This is a genomic window from Massilia soli, from assembly GCF_016809835.1.
Taxonomy (GTDB): Bacteria; Pseudomonadota; Gammaproteobacteria; order Burkholderiales; family Burkholderiaceae_D; genus Telluria_A; species Telluria_A soli.
On the sequence record NZ_JAFBIL020000002.1, the window covers coordinates 209,449 to 228,965 of the forward strand.

Below are 19,517 nucleotides of genomic sequence, written 5' to 3' on the forward strand. Positions count from 1 at the left end.
GGTAATATTGCCTTCTCGACAATTCATCGCGCCCGGGTTACGCTGGCCTTTTTCGTCAGGATAAGGCCGCACATGACCATGCTTAACCGGGTGCTCAGCGCCGCATTGTTGTCCATTATCGCGGGTGCGGCCCATGGCGCCGGCTTCGCGCCGTGTCCGGACGCGGCCACCCGGCCCGAGCTGAACGGCAGCCTGTGCGCCACCGAGCGGGTGCCGGGCGACCCGGCGGGCGCCTCGGGCGGGCCGGCGGCCGATATCGCGTTGTTCATCCGAAAGTTCCCGGCGATGGGGGCGTCGCGCGGCCAGGCTTGGCTGATCGCCGGCGGTCCAGGCGAGTCAGGGGCGTCGTTCTACGGCCTGTTGCCGAAGCTGCGCGAGAGCTTTCCCGGCTTCAACCTCATCGTGCCCGACCATCGCGGCACCGGTTTATCGACCCGCATGTGTCCGGATGAGGAGGCGGCCGGTTCGACGGGCGGCGCCAGCCTGGACGGGGCGGAGTGGGGCACCTGCTTCGCCAGCCTCAACGCCAACCCCGCATACGCACGCCAGTTCTCTCAGACCAACGCCGCGCATGACCTGAAGCTGTTGCTGGAGCGCCTACCGGCCAGAGGAAAAACCTATGTCTACGGCGTATCGTACGGCACCCAGCTGGTGCTGCGCACGGTCGCGCTGGGCGCGGCGAACATCGATGGCGTGGTGCTCGATTCGCTGGTGTCGCTGCAGGACGACGACAAGGCTGACCTGAGCCGGCGCTCGCTGGTGGCCGATGCGGTGGGGCGCCAGATACTGGCCGGCTGCGACGCCAGCGCGCGCTGCAGCGCCCGCATGGGCGCACCGGTGGAGACCATCTATCGCGCGCTGCTGGCGCGCGCCGACAAGGATCCGGCCTTGCTGGCCGCAGTCCCCGGCGGCAACCTGAAACGCTTCTTCGGCAGCCTGCTCGACGTGCCTACGGCGGCCTCGCAGATTCCAGCCATGATCAAGGACTTAAACGAAGGCAGGGCCGATACGGTGAAGGCGGTGCTGGCCGACGTGGAGCGGCAGATGGCGCCCTTGGGCGGGTTCCCGCAAACGCCGCCGTCGATACCGCTGGTGATCGTCATCAGCGGTGCGGAAAACAACCTTCAACCGGGCCGGACAGTGGAGGAAGTGCGCAAGGAAGAGGCCGGCTTACTGTTCACCAGCAGCCTGCCTGGCGATCTGGTCGGCGCGCCGCTGCCGCTGTACGCGCGCGACGCCTGGTTTGCCCGTCTCCCTGAGAAGCTGCCGCCGACCTTGGTGATTCACGGCGACCGCGACGGCAAGACGCCGCACGACGCCGCTGTGCGCCACATCGCGGCCCTGCGCAAGGCGGGGCCGGTGCAGCTGCATACGGCCAGGGAAGGCGGGCATTTCGTGCTGTGGTCGGACAACAGCTGCGCTCGCCACACGGTGGCGAAGTTCGTGCTCGGTAGCCAGCTGAAAACCGGCTGTGTGAGCGTTGCCTCAAGCCACTAAGGTTGACGGCTTTGGTCAGCCGTAGGCGCCGCCGGTGTAGAGCAAATCGAACACCCGCGCGATGGTGCCGATCAGGGTGACCGACCCGATGATCATGGTGGTTACCAGCAGCACCGCCAGGATCCAGCGCGACGACGAGGCCTGGCCCGAGCCGGGGTTGTATTGCGCGTCGAATTTTTCGTCGGCGCTCACGCCCAGCACCAGCGCCTCGATGAAGGCGACGATATACGAGATGGTGATCGGCAGCAGCTTGAAGAAGCCGTCGGCCTCGGGCGCCAGGCCGTACACCATGCCGGCTATCGGCAGGCTGCACAGGTGCATCAGCCCGAGCTTGTCGAACGTGCCGCGCAGATAGAAGCGGTGGACACCCAGGCCGCCGAGGATCAGCGCGAGAAAGGTGGCGAAGGTCTTGTTCTTGTGCGGCGTGGACATGGACTGTGCATTCTTGAAAACAGGAAAGGTGAAAGTATCGGTCATATTTCACTTGCTTGCCAGCAGCGCATCCCCGAAGAAGCGGCAGCAACGCGGTGCAGTCTGACGGTACAGGTGGCGGTGAAGGCCAAAATCAGGGATAATGCTCAATTGGCCCGAACTGCGCGCCTGTTGTCATTAACGCTTGCTGCTGTGCGGCATTGCGCGCTATAATTGTCGGCTTTTTCCGCCCAGCACAACTTTTTGGAATTATTATGGTCGTTATTCGTTTAGCTCGTGGAGGCGCCAAGAAGCGCCCGTTCTTCAACATCGTTGCAACGGACTCGCGCAATCGTCGCGATGGTCGCTTCATCGAGCGTATCGGTTTCTACAACCCGATGGCGTCGGGTCAGGAAGTTGGCCTGCGCATCACCGCAGACCGCCTGGCTTACTGGCAAGGCGTTGGCGCACAACTGTCGCCAACCGTTGCTCGCCTGGTTGCTAACCAGCCTGCAGCTTAAGTCGTTCCTGTTTTGAGCAGTTCGGCAGCACCCGGGGTGCAAGTCCCCGACGACCTGACCCAGGTCGGCTACGTCTCCGGCGCCTTTGGCGTCACCGGTTCGATTCGGGTCACCCCGTTCTCCGAAGATGCGGATGCGCTGCTGAACATCAAAACCTGGTGGGTGGATAAGCCCAGCCTGCGGACCGTCGAGGTACGGACCGCGAAAATACACGGCGGCGACGTCGTGGCCCAGTTGGTCGGAACCATCGGGCGGGATGCTGCGGAGGCGCTCAAGGGCGCAGCTGTTTTGGTCTCGCGCGCTGAGTTTCCCGAACTGCCGGCCGATGAATTCTACTGGACTGACCTGATCGGTCTTGATGTCGTTAACCTGCAGGGTGAACACCTCGGCACGGTGAGCGACCTGATGCACAACGGCGCGCAGTCGATTCTGCGCGTGGCGCCGGTTTCCACCGACGCCGCTGACAAGGCGCCTGAGCGCCTGATTCCGTTTGTGGACCACTTCGTCAAGACAGTCGACCAGCAAGCCAAAAAAATTACTGTTGACTGGGGCCTGGATTATTAAGGCCCGGTTGAAGCGGGCGCCAGATGCAGTTTGATGTCGTGAGCTTGTTTCCCGAGATGTTTGCCGCGTTGACGCAGTCGGGTGTGACCCGGCGCGGACACGAGCAGCAGCGCTGGGGCCTGACGATCTGGAATCCGCGCGATTTCACGAGCGACCGGCACCGCACCGTCGATGACCGTCCCTATGGTGGCGGTCCCGGCATGGTAATGCTGGCCAAACCCCTGGAAGCGGCGATCGCGGCGGCAAAGCAGCGCCAGGCCGAGCTGGGATTGCCCGCCCCGCGGGTGGTGTTCCTGTCGCCGCAAGGCAAGCAGCTGACCCATGAAAAGGTCATGCAGTTGAAGGACGAAGCGGGACTGGTCTTGCTGTGCGGCCGCTACGAAGGGGTTGACCAGCGACTGCTCGACCGTTGCGTCGACGAGGAAATCAGCCTCGGTGACTTCGTGCTGTCGGGCGGCGAACTACCGGCGATGGTGCTGATGGATGCGGTAGTGCGTCAATTACCCGGTGTGCTGGGTGACGATGCCTCGGCGATCGAAGACAGTTTCGTCAACGGACTGCTCGATTCGCCCCATTACACGCGGCCCGAGTCGTACGAAGGCGCCGAGGTGCCGCCTGTTTTAATGGGCGGCAACCACGCGGAGATAGTCAAATGGCGCCGCCAGCGCATGCTGGAAGCCACACTGAACAAGCGGCCTGATCTGCTTGGCAAGGCGCGCGACGCCGGCCTGCTGACCAAAGCCGATGAGAAGTTTTTGGCGGGTTTAGAAAAACCCGTGTTGTAGCAGCACCAAACTGTGTGCATGTTGCCCACAGTTTAAACCCCATCCTCTACTGGGCCGACCGGAACAGAATGTTGCAGGACATTTATACCCGTTCCGGCCAGTGCCAGCACGATGGTTATTGGAGTTATAAAAATGAACTTGATTCAACAACTTGAGCAAGAAGAAATTGCCCGTATCGGCAAAACTATTCCTGACTTCGCACCAGGCGATACCGTCATCGTCAACGTCAACGTCGTCGAAGGCACCCGCAAGCGCGCCCAGGCATACGAAGGCGTCGTGATCTCCCGTCGTAACCGTGGCCTGAACTCGAACTTCATCGTTCGCAAGATCTCGTCCGGCGAAGGCGTCGAGCGTACGTTCCAGCTGTATTCCCCGCTGATCGCTTCGATCGAAGTCAAGCGTCGTGGTGATGTTCGCCGCGCCAAGCTGTACTACCTGCGTGAGCGTTCGGGTAAATCGGCACGTATCAAAGAGAAACTGCCAAACCGTCGCGCTAGCGCCGCTGCTGCTAAGTAATATCGGCCGCTGCACTAGAGAAAAGGCATCCCTCACAGGATGCCTTTTTTTCATCTATAGTCCCGAAATGCCATTGTCTAAATTTTCCTTCGATCCTGAATCGCTGCCGGTCGACGCCATCGCCGGCGAAGCCGCGCTGGGCCAGGAGCGCATGCTGGAGGACTGGCTGCGCCAGCGCTTCGCCGCGCCGCCCGACTGGATGCCGGAGCCCGCCGACGAGTCGCTCGCGACGGTGCGCATGGTGGCCGCGTCGGTGCTGGTGCCGCTGGTGCAGCGCCCCGAGGGCCTGCACCTGCTGCTGACGCGCCGCACCGACCACCTGACCGCGCATGCCGGCCAGATCAGCTTCCCGGGCGGCCGCGCCGAGCCGGAAGACGCCTCGGCCATCGACACCGCGCTGCGCGAAACCGAAGAAGAGATTGGCCTGGCGCGCAGCCACATCGATGTCATCGGCCTGCTGCCCGATTACGTCACCAGCAGCGGCTACCGGGTCACGCCGGTCGTCGGGCTGGTGCATCCGCCGTTCGAGCTCACGCTTGACCCGAACGAAGTGGCCGCCGCGTTCGAAGTGCCGCTCGCATTTTTGATGGACGGCATGAACCACCAGCGCCTGTCGGTCGAATTGCCGCAAGGGGCAGGGCGGCGCCACTTCTACGCGATTCCCTACGGCCCCCACTTCATCTGGGGCGCCACTGCCGGCATGCTGCGCAACCTGTTCCACCTGCTGCGCGCTTAAATCGGCAATAAGTTTGATTCCGGCACTGCTCTGCGCTATCGTAGCGGGCATTGCTGTATTGCTTCATACCAAAAAGGACGTTTGATGACATTTCTCTCCATTCTTTGCGCGCTCCTGATCGAGCAATTGAAGCCTTTGCGCGCAGATAATATGATTTACGCAGAGATCAAAAGCTTCGCAATGCGCATCGAACGGTGGTTCAACGCGGGCGACGCCAGCCATGGCCGCCTCGGCTGGATCCTGATGATGGCCGCGCTGATGGTGCCGACGGCCGCCATCTACTGGGCCCTGATGCACTACGACCTGATCTTTGCCGCGTTCGCCTGGAACGTGCTGATCGTCTACCTGACCCTCGGTTTCCGCCACTACAGCCACTACTTCACCTCGATCCAGCTGGCCCTCAATTCGGGCGACGAAGCCACCGCGCGCACCTTGCTGGCCGAATGGGCGCGGGTCGACACGGTTGGCATGGAAACCACCGAAATCATCCGCATTTCGGTCGAGAAATCGCTGATCACCACGCACCGCAATGTATTTGGCGTGTTCTTTTGGTTCCTGATGCCGCTCGGCCCGGCCGGCGCCGTGATGTACCGGGTGTCGGAATACCTGGCGCGCGCCTGGAACGAGCCTGAGCACATGCGCAACGAAGCGTTCGGCCAGTTCGCCGCCAAGGCCTTTTACTGGATCGACTGGGCGCCGGTGCGCCTGACCGCGGTGGCATTCGCGGTGGTCGGCAACTTCGAGGACGCGATTTACGCCTGGCGCAACTTCGCCCACCGCTGGACCGACGAAGCGCTCGGCATCATCCTGTCGGCCGGCGGCGGCGCCATGGGCGTGCGCCTGGGCAGCCCGCAGGAGAACGCGGCCAAGCTGCTGCCGCTGGACGCCGCGCTGGTCGACAGCAGCGACAGCGACGGCGACATTTTGCCGGGCGAAGAACCCAACCTGCGCGCGCTTCAGAGCACGGTGGGACTGGTCTGGCGGGCCCTGTTATTATGGATGATGTTGCTTTTGCTGGCCTCCAGCGCAGCCTGGCTGGGCTAAGGCCGAACGCCGGGCAGGGCGTGTGTGCCCTGCTTGCGACAGTGAAACTGCGGCATCAACTCTTCTATAAGATATAATACTGCCGTTCGGTTCCGAACCCGGCCAGGCGCGCCGGGGATCATCCACGCAGCATTCATGTAGCAGCCGCACTATGGCCGAGTTACCGCTTACCAAGAAAGAACTTGCTGACGAGTTCTTTATTCTTGGCCTGACCAGTGATGGCAGGCAGTTCCGCCCCAGCGACTGGGCTGAGCGGTTGTGCGGCGTCATGTCCTGTTTCCAGCCCGAGGGCGGAAAAGGGCGCAATACCCACCTCAAGTATTCCCCCTACGTCTGGCCGACCGTGCTCAACGGTGTAAAGGCAGTCGTGGTCAACAATGCGCTGAAGAACCTCGATGCGCTCGCCTACCATTTCGTTGTCAATTTTGCCAAAGACAACGACCTGCAGATCATCGACGCCTGCATCCTTCCCGAGCCCGGCGAACAGGCCTAATCGGGCGGCCCCGCCGCTTTGAGCCAGATCAAACGAGTTTGATGACCCCGCGTTAGCGTAGTCCAGTGCGCGGCCATCGGGGCTGCGCCTGCATACGCGGTTCGCCGCAGGGGAGCACACCATGCGCGTTGGGGAACTCTGTACCGTTGAAACCATCTACTGCATGCGCGACGAGACCGTCCAGGGCGCCGCCGCGCTGATGCGCAAGCACCATGTCGGCGACGTCGTCGTCATCGAGCAGCCCAACGGCGAACGCACGCCGGTCGGCATTGTCACCGACCGCGACATCGTGGTGTCGGTTATCGCGCTCGGGCTCGATCCGGCCAGCCTGCTGGTCGGCGACATCATGAGCGACGACCTGCTGACCATCATTGAAGACGACGACGTCTATGAAACCATCGAGCGGATGCGCTTTCGCGGCATCCGGCGGGTGCCGGTGGTCAACAGCGCCGGGGGCCTGACGGGCATCGTCAGCGTCGACGACCTGCTCGAGTTCCTGGCCGAGGAGATGGGCGAGCTGTCGCGCATCAGCTCGCACCAACAAGCGCACGAAAAGCGCGTCAAGCAGTAGCGTAAAGCCCACAGATGGAAAGGGAGCGCTATGCTATCATGTTGCTTTCGGGCATCTTCTATTGCCCTGTATGCATAGCAACGGAGAATCACATGGCAGGCAGCAGCAGGGTTGAAGGAATTTCGTTCGCGGGCAAGGTTGTGCTGGTGACTGGCGCCGCCGGCGGCATTGGCCGGGCGGCTGCGCTGGCGTTCGGCCGGGCCGGCGCCTGCGTGGTCGTGGCCGACACCTCGGTCGATGGCGGCCATGCCACCGCGGCGATGATCGTCGAGGCTGGCGGCAAAGCCCTGTTCGTTGCATGTAATGTCACCCGCGACGCCGAGGTCGAGGCGCTGATCGACAAGACGGTCTCGTACTACGGCCGGCTTGACTGCGCCTTCAACAATGCCGGCATCGAGGAAGAATACCTGCCGCTGGCCGAAGCCGACGAAGCGCTGTACGACCGCATCATGAGCGTCAACGTCAAGGGCACCTGGCTGTGCATGAAGTACGAAATTCGCCAGATGCTCAAGCAGGAAGGCGGCGGCGTCATCGTCAACACGGCGTCGGTGGCCGGTCTGGTCGGGGCGCCGACGCAGGCGATCTACGCGGCGAGCAAGCACGCCGTGGTGGGCATGACCAAGACGGCGGCGGTGGAATATGGCCGCGCCGGCATCCGCATCAACAGCGTCTGCCCTGGGCTGATCGACACGCCGCTGCTGGCGCGCGCGCTCAAGCGCGAACCTGGCCGCGAACAAAAGCTCAAGGACGCCAACCCGATCGGCCGCCTGGGCCAGGCTGGCGACATCGCCGATGCCGCCATGTGGCTGTGTTCGAGCCACGCCGCCTTCATCACCGGGCACCAGCTGGCGGTCGACGGCGGGCTTAGCGCCATCTGAGGCGCCGCTCCTATTTCGGGCGTGGCGCCTTCAGTGCTGAATCGGGCTGCGACAGCCGGCCTGCGCGCAGTTCGACCACCGCCCGCGCCACCGCCCGCGCTACATTGCGCACTTCCTCCTGGACATCGGTATCGCGGTCGAACACTTCGTGGCTCTCGGCGTACGATTCAAAGTAGCCGATAAAACGGTCCAGGCGCGCCATGCGTCCCGCGTCGATCAGCCCCATCCAGTCGAGCCAGTCCGACAGGCCGCGCCGCGTGCCTTCGATGCCGGCCACGTCGCCGTGCACCACCACGCCGTACACCCGTCCGGCCAGGTGCTTGGGATAATCCCAGCCAGCCAGCTCGAGTTCTTTCGCGATCTCGGCTTTCTTGCCATGGGTGGACGTCGGATCGGGGTTGCCGCCGTCGGCGCACACGAGGCGGTCGATCATCAGCTTGAGCGCCGATGGCGCGCTGTACCAGTACACCGGCGTCAGGATGATGACGGCGTGCGCCGCCACCCACTTTTCGTAAATCTCGGCCATCCAGTCATTGGTCTGGCGCTCGGCATGGTTGGGGTAGCAGCTGCATGGCCAGTGGCACAGCGGCATTGCGGTCGACACGCAAGCCTTGCAGGGGTGGATGTGGCGGTCGTAGTCGGACGTCAGCAGGCTCAGGTCGAGCAGGTCGGTTTCCATCCCGGCAGCCTCCAGCACCTCCTGGGCCAGTTCGGTCATGCGGAAGCTCTTCGACATCTCACCGGGGCAGGTGCCATCGTTGCGCGCTGAGCCATTGATCAGCAGCACGCGCGAGCGGGTAGCGGGGTTTTTCTGGTGCTTGTCGGCGTCGATCAGGCGGTCGCGGGTGGCGCGCCATTCGACTGACAGGTCATAGTCCGGATCGGCGAAGCCGGGCCCGGCTTTCGCGGTGACGGGCGCCTTGCGGCTGTCGCGGTAGTTGGACCAGGCGACCTCCTCGACGGCGGCAAGCGCGTCGCCCACCGCCTCGAAGCGCGGATCCATGAAGGAGCGGTGAAACACCAGCCGGAATTCGTCGCGCCCCAGCTTGTCCGGCGCCTGACCCTTGCGTACATCGACCATCATCTGCTCCCGTTGTTGATGCACAAGTATGCAGTACGGAAGGCAGGCGCAATGTTAGATGGCGAACCCGAGCGGGCTACGGGCGAAAAAAAAGCGATGTCACCGTTGAGTGGGGAATTGACTCCGTCATTCCCGCGCAGGCGGGAATCGGTACTGACGCCGTCGCCCCTGCGCAGGCAGGGGTCTATACTCGGCACGATTAGTATGGGCCCCTGCCTGCGCAGGGGCGACGTTGGCTTGCATTGCCGATTTCATTGTGGCTGTCGCTTCTGAAACGGCACTTGGCTGCCGAGCGAGTCGTGTCAAGCAGATTATTCCGGACAACAGCGGGCGTGCGCGGGCACGACGTGACGGTGGCCACTCCGCTATCCACATGTAACGGTGACAGGGCGAAAAAAAACCTGGCCGCAGCCAGGTTCTTTAACAGCGCTGAAACTTACTTGGTCGGCGCTGGCGCAGCTGCCGGCGCAGGCGGCGCCGCCGGTGCCGCAGCCGCCGCCGGGGCCGCCGCTGCACGCGGCGCCGCGTTCAGGTAGGTGATCCAGTACTTCGACAGGTCGGTCAAGCCATCGTTGCCCTTCAAGCCTTCAAACGCCTTGATCGCATCTGCCTTGCGGCCAGCCTTCGCGTAGGCAATCGCCAGGCGCAGCTTGGACTCGTCGGCGCGCTTCAGGCCGCCCTTGGCGATACCTTGCTCCATCAGCGAGATGCCCTTGTCGAACTGGTCCATCGTGACATACGCGTAACCGAGGTTGACCAGTCCGGTGCCGTCCTTCGACTTCATCGCGCTCGCTTCGCCGCTGGCGATGTTCTTCGCATCGTCGGCCGCCTGCTTGTTGGCCTTGTCGCGCAATGCCTTGTGCGGGCCGGCGCTGGTGCCCTTGCCCATCACGCCAGCAGCGTAGCCTTCATCCATCGCCTTTTTGGCTTCGGTCGGGAAACCTGCCAGCAATGCCAGCTCAGCCATTTCGGAGTACTCGAGCGGATCGAGGGTCGTCATCGCCATGTCCTGCAGGCGCAGCACGTCGAGGCGGAAGCGGTCGTTCCAGGTCGACTTGCGCTGCATGCGGCTCAGCAGGTCGGTCCAGAAATCGTCGTTCGGGTGGTGGGCGACCAGCTTTTCCATGGCCATGATGTAAGTTGCATCATCCTTCAGCTTCGCCGCCGAGCTGCCCAGCAGGCGCAAGTCTTCCAGCTCAGGCACTTTGCCTGCTTTTTCGGCATCGGCGATGATCGGCAGCACTTCGTTCTTGGCGTTGGCGAAGTCGCCGCTCAGGTAATACGCGCGCACCAGCGGGCCGCGCACTTTCTCGGGCGTGGTGCTTTCCTTCTGGTAGCGCTTCATCCACTCGATTGCTTTTGGATAGTTCTTCGCGTTGTAGTGATAGTTGCCCAGCGCCTGAACGAAGTCAGCCTGCTCGGTGGCCGGCAAGCGGCCCGAAGTAATCACCGCTTCCAGCGCGCCCATCGCCATCGCATCGTTGCCGGACGACGAGCCCAGCGCCAGCTTCATGCGGTTGAGCACATAGTCTTCATACGGGGTGCGGTTCGGGAACGCTTCTGCTTGAGTGATGCGCTCCTGCATCTCGGCGAATTTCTTGTTCGCCAACATTTCTTTGAACACGTTCGGATCGATCAGCTTGAACATTTCCGGACGGACAGTGTCCTTCGCCGGTTCGGCGGCCGGGGCAGCCGCTGGCTTCGCCTGGGCATGCGCGCTGGTCAGCAGGGCAGGCGCGGCATTCAGGCCGATTGCGGCCAGGAGCAAGCTGATACGAGCAAGACGGAATTGGGACATGAATGATCCTTCGACAAATGAACAAAGAGGTGGTGTAACCGGTACTACAACGCGCGAGTCCGGCAATCGGTGCACAAGGCAGTTTCAGCGACGCCGGTCGCAGAAAGCGCACATTGTGGCATAAAGTAGACAAACCGACCCTGCAATCGTGTGAGCAAACGTTTCCGCCGCCCGCAACTTCCAACATCGGGAAGTTCCAAAATCGGGGACAGACCACCATTTTGGAATCTTCCAAAATGGTGGTCTGTCCCCGATTTTGGAATATTTTGGAGCAGTGGGGTTCAGGCGTTGTCGAAACCGGGGACCGGGACCTGGCCGTTGGCTTCCAGTTCGCCAGCGAGCCAGGCGTCGACTGCGTCCAGCGCGGGCGCGGCGAAGCCGTAGGTGAGCAGGGCGGGCGCGTCGAAGTCGAGCGCCTGGTAGGGGTTCCACAACGCCAGGTGCAGGTCCGGCTTGAAGCGCGCGCGCGCGTTCGGGCCGTAACGCACCCGCGAGGTCGAGGCGAGGATCACGAAACGCCCGTCCGCAGGCAGCGTGCTCCAGTCGAACGATTCCGCATCGGCGTAAGTCACCGTGTCGACGTCGAAACGCCGCGCCAGTACTTTTGCCAGCACGCCGGCGGTAACGCCGGCTTCGGATACGCCGTCGCTGACGGCATCCTGGCGCATCACCAGCCGTACCCTGGCGCCGAGCGGCGGGCGCTGCGGATCGCCGCGCGCGGTGAGGCCGCGCTTCCAGCCTTCGGCCATCACGGCGCGGTCGTCTTCGTCGGCCGCGTAGTCGCATTGCGCGCAGGCGTAAGTCGCCGTCAGCGACGCCAGTCGTTCGAGCTTGCGTTCGACCTCCGCCATCGCCAGCTCGCCCGATTCGATCGCCCGTGCGATGGCATCGATCGTTTCTTCTTGCGTGACCGGCGTGCCGAGCGCCATCACCATGTCGGCGCCCGCGACCAGCGCCAGCACGGCGGCGTGGCCGACGCCGTAGCGTCCCGCGATTGCGTGCATGTCCATGCCGTCGGTGATGATCACGCCCTGGTACTGCCATTGGTCGCGCAGCAGGTCGCCGAGGATCCGGCGCGACATCGTGGCCGGGTGGTCCGGGTCAAGCGCCGGGTAGACGATATGCGCTGTCATCATCGCCGGCGCGCTGGCCGAGGCCAGGCGGAACGGCGCGAATTCGAATTGTTCGAGTTCGGCCAGCGGCTTGTCGACCGTCGGCAGGTCGCGGTGCGAGTCGACGTGGGTGTCGCCGTGTCCCGGGAAGTGCTTGACGCAGCAGGCCACGCCTTCCGATTCGCTGCCTGCCATCCAGGCCATCGCCAGCTCGGTGGCGCGCTGCGGGTCGGCGCCGAACGAGCGCTCGGCGATCACCGGATTGTGCGGGTTGTTGTTCAGGTCGAGCACCGGAGCGAAGTTCCAGTTGAAGCCGAGCGCCTTGACCGCGCGCGCGACCGCCGCGCCGGTGCGGTACGCCAGGTCCTCGTCGTCGGCCGCGCCCAGCGCCATCGCCGATGGCGGCGCCGGTACCCAGGTCGAGCGGACCACCGCGCCGCCTTCCTGGTCAAGCGCGATCAGTGCGCCCGCTCCCATGGCATCAAGCAGGTCGGAGGTCAGGCGCTTGAGCTGCGCGGCGTCGGTCATGTTCTGGCGGAACAGGCAGGCGCCGCGCACGCTGTTGGCGCGCATGAATTCGGCCGTGGCGTCGTCCAGCACGGGGCCGGGGAAGCGGATCATGATCAGCTGGCCGGCGAGTTTGCGGTATTGGTTCAATTGACAGCTCCGTGCCTTGCTTAGTTTGTCTTGGTGACTTTGCTGAGGTGGCGCGGACGGTCCGGGTCCATGCCGCGCGCTTCGGCCAGCTTGGCGGCCATCACATAGAACGCCTGCACCGCGACGATCGGGTCGAGGTCGGGCGTCGGCGCCGTCGGCAGGGTCAGGTCGCGCTCGGCGATGTCGGCCGGTGCCGCCAGCAGGACGCGCGCGCCGCGCGCGCGCATCTCGGTGGCCAGCTGCACCAGCCCAGCCTGGGTCGGGCCGCGCGTGGCGAAGATCATCAGCGGATAGCCTTCTTCGATCAGCGCCATCGGGCCGTGCTTGATCTCGGCGCCGGAGAATGCCTCGGCCTGCAGGGCCGAGGTTTCCTTGAACTTGAGCGCCGATTCGAGCGCGATCGGGAAGCTGATGCCGCGGCCGACGACCATGATGTTGCGGGCCGGGGCCAGCACCTCGATGGCGGGCGACCAGTCCGCTTGCGCGGCCAGCGCCAGCGCATCGGGCAGCGCGGCCAGGCCTTGTTTCAGGTCCGGGTCGTTCTGCCATTCCGACACCAGGCGCGCACCGGCGACCAGGCTGGTGATGAAGCTCTTGGTGGCGGCCACGCTCTGCTCTTTGCCTGCGTGCAGCGGCATCGCCCATTCGGCGGCCTGCGCCAGCGGCGAGCTGATGTCGTTGACCAGGGCGACGGTGGTCGCGCCGCCGTTGCGGAAATAGCCGGTCGGCTCGACCACGTCGGGGCTTTGGCCGGACTGCGAGATGGCGATCGTCAGCGTGTTGCGCGTGACCAGCGGCGACTTGTACAGGGTCAGCAGCGACATCGGCAGCGACGCCACCACGCGCCCCATGCGCGCCATGATCAGGTAGGCGCAGTAGTTCGCCGCGTGGTCCGAGCTGCCGCGCGCGATTGTGAGCGCGGTGTTGAACTGGGTGGTGCGGAGCGTTTGCCCGAGCGCGGCGTAGCGGTCGGCGTCTTGCGACAGTTGCAGCGCGACGCATTCTGCCGCGGACACGGCCTCTTTAAGCATCATTGAGGTCACAGGCTTCTCCTTCGATATAAACAGATTTGATGTTCAGGTTGCGGTCGAGGACCACAAGGTCGGCGTAGCAGCCGGGCGCCAGGCGCCCGATCTGCGTCTCGCCGAGATAGTCGGCGGCATAGGTGGAGACGCGGCGCGAGGCGTCGGCCAGGTCGAGGCCGAGCGAGACCAGGTTGCGCAGCGCCTGGTCCATCGTCAGCGTGCTGCCGGCCAGCGTGCCGTCGGGCAGGCGCACCCCGCCCATGCACTTGTGGACGACCTGGCGGCCCAGCATGTACTCGCCATCCGGCATGCCGGTGGCGGCGGTGGAATCGGTGACGCAGTAAAGGTTCGGAATCGCGCGCAGCGCGACCTTGATGGCGCCCGGGTGCACGTGCAGCAGGTCGGGAATCAGCTCGGCGTACTGTGCGTGCGCCAGCGCCGCCCCGACCATGCCCGGCTCGCGGTGGTGCAGGCCGTTCATGGCGTTGAACAGGTGCGTGAAGCCTGCCGCGCCGTGCGCCAGCGCTGCCACGCCGTCGTCGTAAGAGCCCATGGTGTGGCCGATCTGCACCCGGATGCCGGCGTCGGCCAGCTCGCGCACCAGCTGCAGGTGGCCTTCCAGTTCGGGCGCCACGGTAATCAGGCGCATTGGCGCGTGTTCGCCCAGCTTGTTCACTTCGCCGAGCGTGGCCGAGCGCGCGTACGGCGGCTGCGCGCCCAGCTTGCCGGCGTTGATGTACGGGCCTTCAAGGTGCACGCCGAGGATGCGCGCGCTGCCGGCGACCGGGTTGGCGCAGGCCGCGCCAATCGCTTTGAGCGCCATTACGATGTCCTCGGGCGGCGCGGTCATCGTGGTCGCCAGCAGGCTGGTGGTGCCGTGCTTCGCATGCATCTTCGCGATGACATGCGGCGCGTCGCCGCCCTGCATGATGTCCTTGCCGCCGGCGCCGTGCACGTGCAGGTCGACGAAGCCGGGGATGATGTAGTCGTCGCTGTTGAGCCCCGGGTCGGCAGCGCCGCCGTCGATCGCGTCGATCCGTTTGCCGAAGCGGACTTCGCCGCTGACCCAGCCGCCTGGGGTCAGGATATTGCCCTTGATTGCGTTCCTCATTGCACGCCTTTCTCGCTATGCTGTTCGATCATGCGCAGTGCGCCGCTGGCGGCGTCCCCGTGCGCGGTGACGGTGCGTGCCAGCAGTTCCTCGGGCAGCCAGGCGCGCAGCACCTGTCCGAGTCCGCCGCATAAGGCCAGCGGCAGTTCGGCGGAGGGGTCGAGGGCGCGCGCGATGGCCGCCACTTCAGCGCCTGCGTCAGCCAGGATCTGGCGCGCGGCCGGGTCGCCGGCATTGGCCACCACGATCGGCGCCAGCGAAGCGAATGCGGTTTGCGAGGCCTTGCCGAGCCAGACCTGGATGGCGTCGCGATTGCCGCCGCAGGCGTCGATGACGTGCTGCGCAAACGCCGAATGCGGCTTGCGGCCGTCAAGAACCTGTTCGATGTGATTGATGGCGCGCAGTCCCATCCAGCCGCCGCTTGCTTCGTCGCCGGCGGGGAAGCCCCAGCCGCCCACTTCGCGCTGCTCGCCGTTCGGCAGCAGGACCTGGCCGACGCTGCCGGTGCCGATGGCGACGATCGCACCAGGCTTGCCCTGATGGGCGCCGATCAGCGTCGTGAAACCGTCGGTTTCCAGCCGCAGCGCCGAATAACCGGGGTTGGCCGCCACGAACTGCGCGGCCCATTCCTTGTTGTGGACACCGGCCAGTCCAAGGCCGATCGCCATCGCCGACAGCGGAGGGTGGGCGATGCCGGCCGAGGCGAAGGCTGCTGCGACGGCATCGCCGATCGCCTTCCATGCCTTGTCGATGCCGTGGGCGAGACCGGAAGGTCCCCCTTGTGCCTGCGCGATTTCGCCGCCGCCGGCGCGCGCGATGCGCACCCGGGTGCCGGTGCCGCCGCCATCGACGCCGATGAGATAGTCGATCATATGATGTGCAATCCTGAACCGCAATGTGATCAGGGCACTATAGGGACGCCAAACTCGGGTGTCAACAGGTATTTAATTGGTATTATGTTGGTTTGAACTGGTATTGTATTTGGGTGCCGGTAAGTGCGCCAAGCCCTTGATTTTAAAAGGCCGGGCGCAAAATTGGCTTGGTGCGGCGGGGGAGGTGGTATGGCGCCGCCGCAGCCCTTACTGGCGCTCTTCGCGCGCGCCCTTGCGGTCGATGGTGACCAGGCGCGGCTTGTCGAGCTGCGCGGTGCGGGTCTCGGGTTTCGCGCGCACGTTGACGACGGCAGTGCCCGGACCGTTGACGACGACATCGGCATGGCCGGCGACCAGCGCGCGGGCATTCAGGCTGCCTGACCCCGACAGCTGCGCATTGACGCGTTCAACCGTGCCGCTGATGTCGGCGTCTGCCGGCCCGTTCATCTTGATGACCAGGCGTTTTCCCGCCAGCGCTGCCGCCAGTCCGCCCGAGCCGTGCAGTTCGGCGTCAAGCGTGCCGGCCACCGTGGCCAGTTCGGCAGCGCCAGGGCCGCGGTTGCGCAGCGTGGCGTTGATGACCGCAAGGTGCGACGCATCGAGGTCGCCCGATCCGGACAGTTCGGCATGCAGCGCGCCGGTGCTGCCGGCCAGGTCGATATTGCCAGGACCGGACATCCGCACGCGCACATCGCGCGCGGCCAGGCCGCTGACCGACAAGTCGCCCGAGCCATGCACCTGGCCGTCGAATTTTTTCAGCTTGCCGGCGATGCAGCCATTACCCGGGCCATGCAGTTGCGCGCTGGCCGCTTCCACCGCCAGCGAGCAGGCTTCGAGGTCGCCGGAGCCGTGCACTTCAGCGCGCAGGTCGCCGGCGCTGCCTTCAATGCGCGCGCTGCCGGGGCCATGCAGGTCAACCGTGGCGCTTGCCAGGCGCAGGCGCCGCGCTTCGAGGTCGCCCGAACCGCTGACGCGCGCCGCAAGGGTGCCGCTGATGTCGGCGATGCTGACGTCGCCGGGGCCGGACATGGTTACGTTGGCGCGCACGGAGCGCATCAGGTGCAGGTCAAGATCGCCGCTGCCCGAGCTGTCGATCTGCAGTTCGCGCACCGCGCCGCTGGCGCGCACATCGCCCGGCCCGGTTTGCGAGATGACCAGGCGCTCGCCGCTGACCTGGTCGATTTCGACATCGCCGCTGCCCGAGTTGACCAGTCTGGCTAGCATCGGCGTGGTGATGTTGATGGTGACGCGTTCGTGCACCTTGTTGATGCTGAAGCTGAAGCCGCGCCGCTTCACCGGGCGCACCACCAGGGTGTCGCCGCTGACGAAGGCCTCGACGTCGGCCAGGTCCTTGCGTTGGCCGGACATGCTCAGCGCACTGCGTCCCTGCGCCTTGATGATTACGCGATAAGGGCCGGCCAGTTCGACCGACGTGAAGGCGCCGACCTGGCGCTGCACCGAGACCACTGGCGTGTCGTCAGGCGCGGCCTGCAGCGAAGGAGCGGCGAGGAGGCCGGCGGCGATGGCGACGGCGAGACTGGTTTGCTTGAGCATCGTTTTCATGTCTTCTTTTCGTGATGGGCCTGGGCGAAGCATGAGAATAGGGCAGCATCGCATCCTGCGCGACAGGAAACCGACAGACGTACGAAAACGTGGCCTCAAATGCAAAAGCGGCGGATAAACCGCCGCCTTCGATTCACCGGCGCCGCGCTCGCGGCGCGGGCGCTTAGTTCTTGTACTGCTCCAGTTGCACGGCCAGCGTGGTCTTGTGGTTTTTAACGAACTCGACGGCTTCGGCCTTGACGGCGGCGCGGTCGGCGCCCGAGGCGCTGCGGATGGTAACGGTCGGCAGGTTGAGCTTGTCGGCACTGACGCTGTTGGCGGCGGCGGTCGCTGCTGCCGCAGTCACGGCGGCGTTGGCCAGCGGCGCGTCGGCGGCGAATGCGGTACCTGCTGCGACGAACACAACAGCAGCGGCGAAGAATTTGGTGGCTTTCATGGTGTTTCTCCCTGTGAGTGAATGGCATCGCGGTATTGCTCGTCCAATGAACCCAGTCTACACATTGCGCAGGCAGCAAAAAAGGCGAATAATCGCAATGCTCCGTTGCGTATGGCGCAATAATCAAAGGACAATATGGACAGACTGCAATCAATGCGTGTTTTCGCCAAAGTGGTCGAAATGGGCAGCTTCGCCAAGGCGGCGGAGTCGCTCGACCTGTCGGCCACGGTTGTCACACGCAACCTTGCCGATCTCGAGACCCACCTGGGTACCCGGCTGCTGAACCGCACCACGCGCAAGCTGTCGCTGACCGAATCGGGGCAGGTGTACCTTGCCCGGGTGCGGCAGATTTTGGCGGATATCGATGACGCCGACGCCGAGGTGTCGTCGCAGTCGCGCAATGCCACCGGCACGCTGCGGATTTACTGCCATCCGGCGTTCGGCCAGGCGCAGCTTGGCCGGCTGCTGCCGCTGTACGCGCGCGCGATGCCCGATGTGGTGCTTGATGTGACCTTGTCGGACCATGGCGTCGACCTGGTGCAGGAGGGCTTCGACATCGGCATTTTCCTCGGGGTGCAGAAGTTCGACAGCAGCATGGTGGCGCGCAAGCTGGCCACCTCGAACCTGATCCTGTGCGCTTCCCCGGACTACCTGGCACGCCGCGGCGAGCCGTCCGCGCCGGCCGACCTGTCAAGCCACGACTGCCTCAACTTCGCGTATGAGCAGGTGCGCCACCACTGGCCGATCCAGTGGGACGACCAGCACGTGAATGTGCCGATCCACAGCCGGATGATCTCGAATAACGGCGGCCTGCTGCGCGATGCGTCGCTGGCCGGCATGGGCGTGGCGATCCGCTCGTCGTTCACGATCGAGGACGACCTGACCAGCGGACGGCTGGTGCAGCTGCTGAAGGGGCATCACCTTGGGCAGACCTCGGTGATGATGGTGTACCCGAGCCGCCGCCTGATGTCGTGGAAAACCCGCACCTTCATCGACTTCCTGGCCGCCCGCTTCCCGCGCCCGGAATGCGATCCGTGGCTGGCCGACGCCGAGGTCACCGGGCCGGCCGGGCCGTCTTGTTGGGCCAACCGGTAGCGGCAGGGGTGCCCGGGTGTCATAATGGCGGCAATGGCGCGGGCCCGAAGGCGCTGCGCGCGCAAGTGGAGAAAACTGCAATGATTCGTTATTTGGGGACGCATAAGAACCCGGACGGTGCAACTGTCTACGTATTCCTCGTAAACGGCTTGCAGAAGGAAGTGCGCGAAGGCGCGCTGAAACAGCACCCGGGCTGCTACGAAGCCTTGCCCGCTGCGGCCAAAGCCAAGATCGCGGCGAACCGTCAATGGCTGTCCAAGCTGTAGCAAGGCGCCGCCTTGCGGCGCTGGCCGTGGCGCTGGCCGGCTGCGCGCCGCCGCTGCTGCTGGCCGCGCCATCGACCTTCGGCCCGGTGATCGGCAGCGCGCTGCTGTGCCGCAGCCATCTCGATAACGCATACTTCCACTCCTGGCTTACCACTGCCTTCGGCCCGTCGTACAAGCATGAAGGCGGCGCCTACTGGTTCAAGGCCGAGGGCAGCCTGTGGGGCGCCCAGGTCACCGACATCATCGTCAGCGATGACACCACCGACCTGGTGTTCGTCGGCGCAGTTGCCGAAACCACGCCCGACAAGCTGGAACAGTCGATCCGCTCTGCCTCCGGCGTGCGCCATCTTGCCGCGGACAAGTCGGCCTTCCCGGTGCGCCGCTCGGTCCCGGGCAGCAGCATCGTCTACTTCAACGACAAGTCCAAGATTTACTGCGCACGCTACAAACCTTTGCATCCAACGCGCCAGCCGCCAGCCAGATAA

Annotated in this window: 22 protein-coding genes; 13 read left to right on the forward strand and 9 right to left on the reverse strand. The window is 64.6% G+C overall.

What is annotated here, in order from left to right; translation table 11 throughout:
- Positions 1-72 precede the first annotated feature (72 nt).
- Complete coding sequence (locus I4X03_RS05415) at positions 73-1,497, forward strand: alpha/beta fold hydrolase (protein WP_223466851.1); 1,425 nt, start codon at positions 73-75, stop codon at positions 1,495-1,497.
- A gap of 15 nt (positions 1,498-1,512) precedes the next feature.
- On the opposite strand, the gene I4X03_RS05420 is transcribed toward I4X03_RS05415, so the two are convergent.
- On the reverse strand, positions 1,513-1,929 hold the full coding sequence (locus I4X03_RS05420) for a TM2 domain-containing protein (protein ID WP_223466854.1): 417 nt from the start codon (positions 1,927-1,929) through the stop codon (positions 1,513-1,515).
- 254 nt (positions 1,930-2,183) lie between these two features.
- Between I4X03_RS05420 and rpsP the strand changes: the two genes are divergently transcribed.
- From rpsP to I4X03_RS05465, 9 genes are all read left to right on the forward strand, one after another.
- The gene (gene rpsP / locus I4X03_RS05425; protein ID WP_223466855.1) at positions 2,184-2,429 is read left to right on the forward strand and encodes a 30S ribosomal protein S16; all 246 of its coding nucleotides are present in this window, start codon (positions 2,184-2,186) and stop codon (positions 2,427-2,429) included.
- Between the two features lie 36 nt (positions 2,430-2,465).
- Complete coding sequence (gene rimM / locus I4X03_RS05430; protein ID WP_223466860.1) at positions 2,466-2,993, forward strand: ribosome maturation factor RimM; 528 nt, start codon at positions 2,466-2,468, stop codon at positions 2,991-2,993.
- A gap of 23 nt (positions 2,994-3,016) precedes the next feature.
- The gene (gene trmD, locus I4X03_RS05435; protein WP_223466864.1) at positions 3,017-3,778 is read left to right on the forward strand and encodes a tRNA (guanosine(37)-N1)-methyltransferase TrmD; all 762 of its coding nucleotides are present in this window, start codon (positions 3,017-3,019) and stop codon (positions 3,776-3,778) included.
- A gap of 132 nt (positions 3,779-3,910) precedes the next feature.
- Complete coding sequence (rplS, locus tag I4X03_RS05440; protein ID WP_223466866.1) at positions 3,911-4,294, forward strand: 50S ribosomal protein L19; 384 nt, start codon at positions 3,911-3,913, stop codon at positions 4,292-4,294.
- Between the two features lie 67 nt (positions 4,295-4,361).
- The gene (locus I4X03_RS05445; RefSeq protein WP_223466868.1) at positions 4,362-5,030 is read left to right on the forward strand and encodes a CoA pyrophosphatase; all 669 of its coding nucleotides are present in this window, start codon (positions 4,362-4,364) and stop codon (positions 5,028-5,030) included.
- 84 nt (positions 5,031-5,114) lie between these two features.
- Entirely contained in the window at positions 5,115-6,074 is a 960-nt protein-coding gene (locus I4X03_RS05450; protein WP_223466870.1) for a CobD/CbiB family protein, read from the forward strand.
- Between the two features lie 151 nt (positions 6,075-6,225).
- Positions 6,226-6,567 (forward strand): DUF3579 domain-containing protein, encoded by a 342-nt coding sequence (locus tag I4X03_RS05455; RefSeq protein WP_223466872.1) that lies wholly within the window; start codon positions 6,226-6,228, stop codon positions 6,565-6,567.
- Positions 6,568-6,688: 121 nt separating this feature from the next.
- Positions 6,689-7,138, forward strand: a complete 450-nt coding sequence (locus I4X03_RS05460) for a CBS domain-containing protein (protein WP_223466874.1) — start codon at positions 6,689-6,691, stop codon at positions 7,136-7,138.
- Positions 7,139-7,230: 92 nt separating this feature from the next.
- Positions 7,231-8,016, forward strand: coding sequence for an SDR family oxidoreductase (locus tag I4X03_RS05465; RefSeq protein WP_223466876.1), 786 nt, complete (start codon positions 7,231-7,233; stop codon positions 8,014-8,016).
- A 10-nt stretch (positions 8,017-8,026) separates the two neighbouring features.
- Here I4X03_RS05465 and I4X03_RS05470 read toward each other — a convergent pair whose 3' ends face one another.
- The 8 genes from I4X03_RS05470 to I4X03_RS05505 form a co-directional block, all read right to left on the reverse strand.
- On the reverse strand, positions 8,027-9,097 hold the full coding sequence (locus tag I4X03_RS05470) for a flavodoxin family protein (RefSeq protein ID WP_370660492.1): 1,071 nt from the start codon (positions 9,095-9,097) through the stop codon (positions 8,027-8,029).
- Between the two features lie 436 nt (positions 9,098-9,533).
- Positions 9,534-10,895 (reverse strand): tetratricopeptide repeat protein, encoded by a 1,362-nt coding sequence (locus I4X03_RS05475; RefSeq protein WP_223466880.1) that lies wholly within the window; start codon positions 10,893-10,895, stop codon positions 9,534-9,536.
- Between the two features lie 281 nt (positions 10,896-11,176).
- Complete coding sequence (locus I4X03_RS05480; RefSeq protein WP_223467576.1) at positions 11,177-12,628, reverse strand: glycoside hydrolase family 3 protein; 1,452 nt, start codon at positions 12,626-12,628, stop codon at positions 11,177-11,179.
- A gap of 56 nt (positions 12,629-12,684) precedes the next feature.
- A complete protein-coding gene (locus tag I4X03_RS05485) occupies positions 12,685-13,698 on the reverse strand; it encodes an SIS domain-containing protein (RefSeq protein WP_223467577.1) in 1,014 nt (337 codons plus the stop codon).
- On the reverse strand, positions 13,688-14,800 hold the full coding sequence (nagA, locus tag I4X03_RS05490; protein WP_223466882.1) for an N-acetylglucosamine-6-phosphate deacetylase: 1,113 nt from the start codon (positions 14,798-14,800) through the stop codon (positions 13,688-13,690). The genes I4X03_RS05485 and nagA overlap by 11 nt, the downstream gene beginning before the upstream one ends.
- Positions 14,797-15,672, reverse strand: a complete 876-nt coding sequence (locus tag I4X03_RS05495; RefSeq protein WP_223466884.1) for a glucosamine kinase nucleotide-binding domain-containing protein — start codon at positions 15,670-15,672, stop codon at positions 14,797-14,799. The genes nagA and I4X03_RS05495 overlap by 4 nt, the downstream gene beginning before the upstream one ends.
- Positions 15,673-15,879: 207 nt before the next feature.
- A complete protein-coding gene (locus tag I4X03_RS05500; RefSeq protein ID WP_223466886.1) occupies positions 15,880-17,235 on the reverse strand; it encodes a GIN domain-containing protein in 1,356 nt (451 codons plus the stop codon).
- 163 nt (positions 17,236-17,398) lie between these two features.
- Positions 17,399-17,671 carry a hypothetical protein gene (locus I4X03_RS05505; protein ID WP_223466888.1) on the reverse strand — a complete coding sequence of 91 codons (273 nt, stop codon included), beginning with the start codon at positions 17,669-17,671 and terminating at the stop codon, positions 17,399-17,401.
- 135 nt (positions 17,672-17,806) lie between these two features.
- On the opposite strand from I4X03_RS05505, the gene I4X03_RS05510 reads away from it, so the two are divergent.
- The 3 genes from I4X03_RS05510 to I4X03_RS05520 all read left to right on the forward strand — a co-directional run bounded on the left by I4X03_RS05510 (position 17,807) and on the right by I4X03_RS05520 (position 19,517).
- Positions 17,807-18,766: a LysR family transcriptional regulator gene (locus I4X03_RS05510; protein ID WP_223466890.1), complete on the forward strand. Its 960-nt coding sequence runs from the start codon at positions 17,807-17,809 to the stop codon at positions 18,764-18,766.
- A gap of 80 nt (positions 18,767-18,846) precedes the next feature.
- Positions 18,847-19,032, forward strand: a complete 186-nt coding sequence (locus I4X03_RS05515; RefSeq protein ID WP_223466892.1) for a hypothetical protein — start codon at positions 18,847-18,849, stop codon at positions 19,030-19,032.
- The gene (locus tag I4X03_RS05520; RefSeq protein ID WP_223466894.1) at positions 19,014-19,517 is read left to right on the forward strand and encodes a hypothetical protein; all 504 of its coding nucleotides are present in this window, start codon (positions 19,014-19,016) and stop codon (positions 19,515-19,517) included. Before I4X03_RS05515 ends, I4X03_RS05520 begins: the two co-directional genes overlap by 19 nt.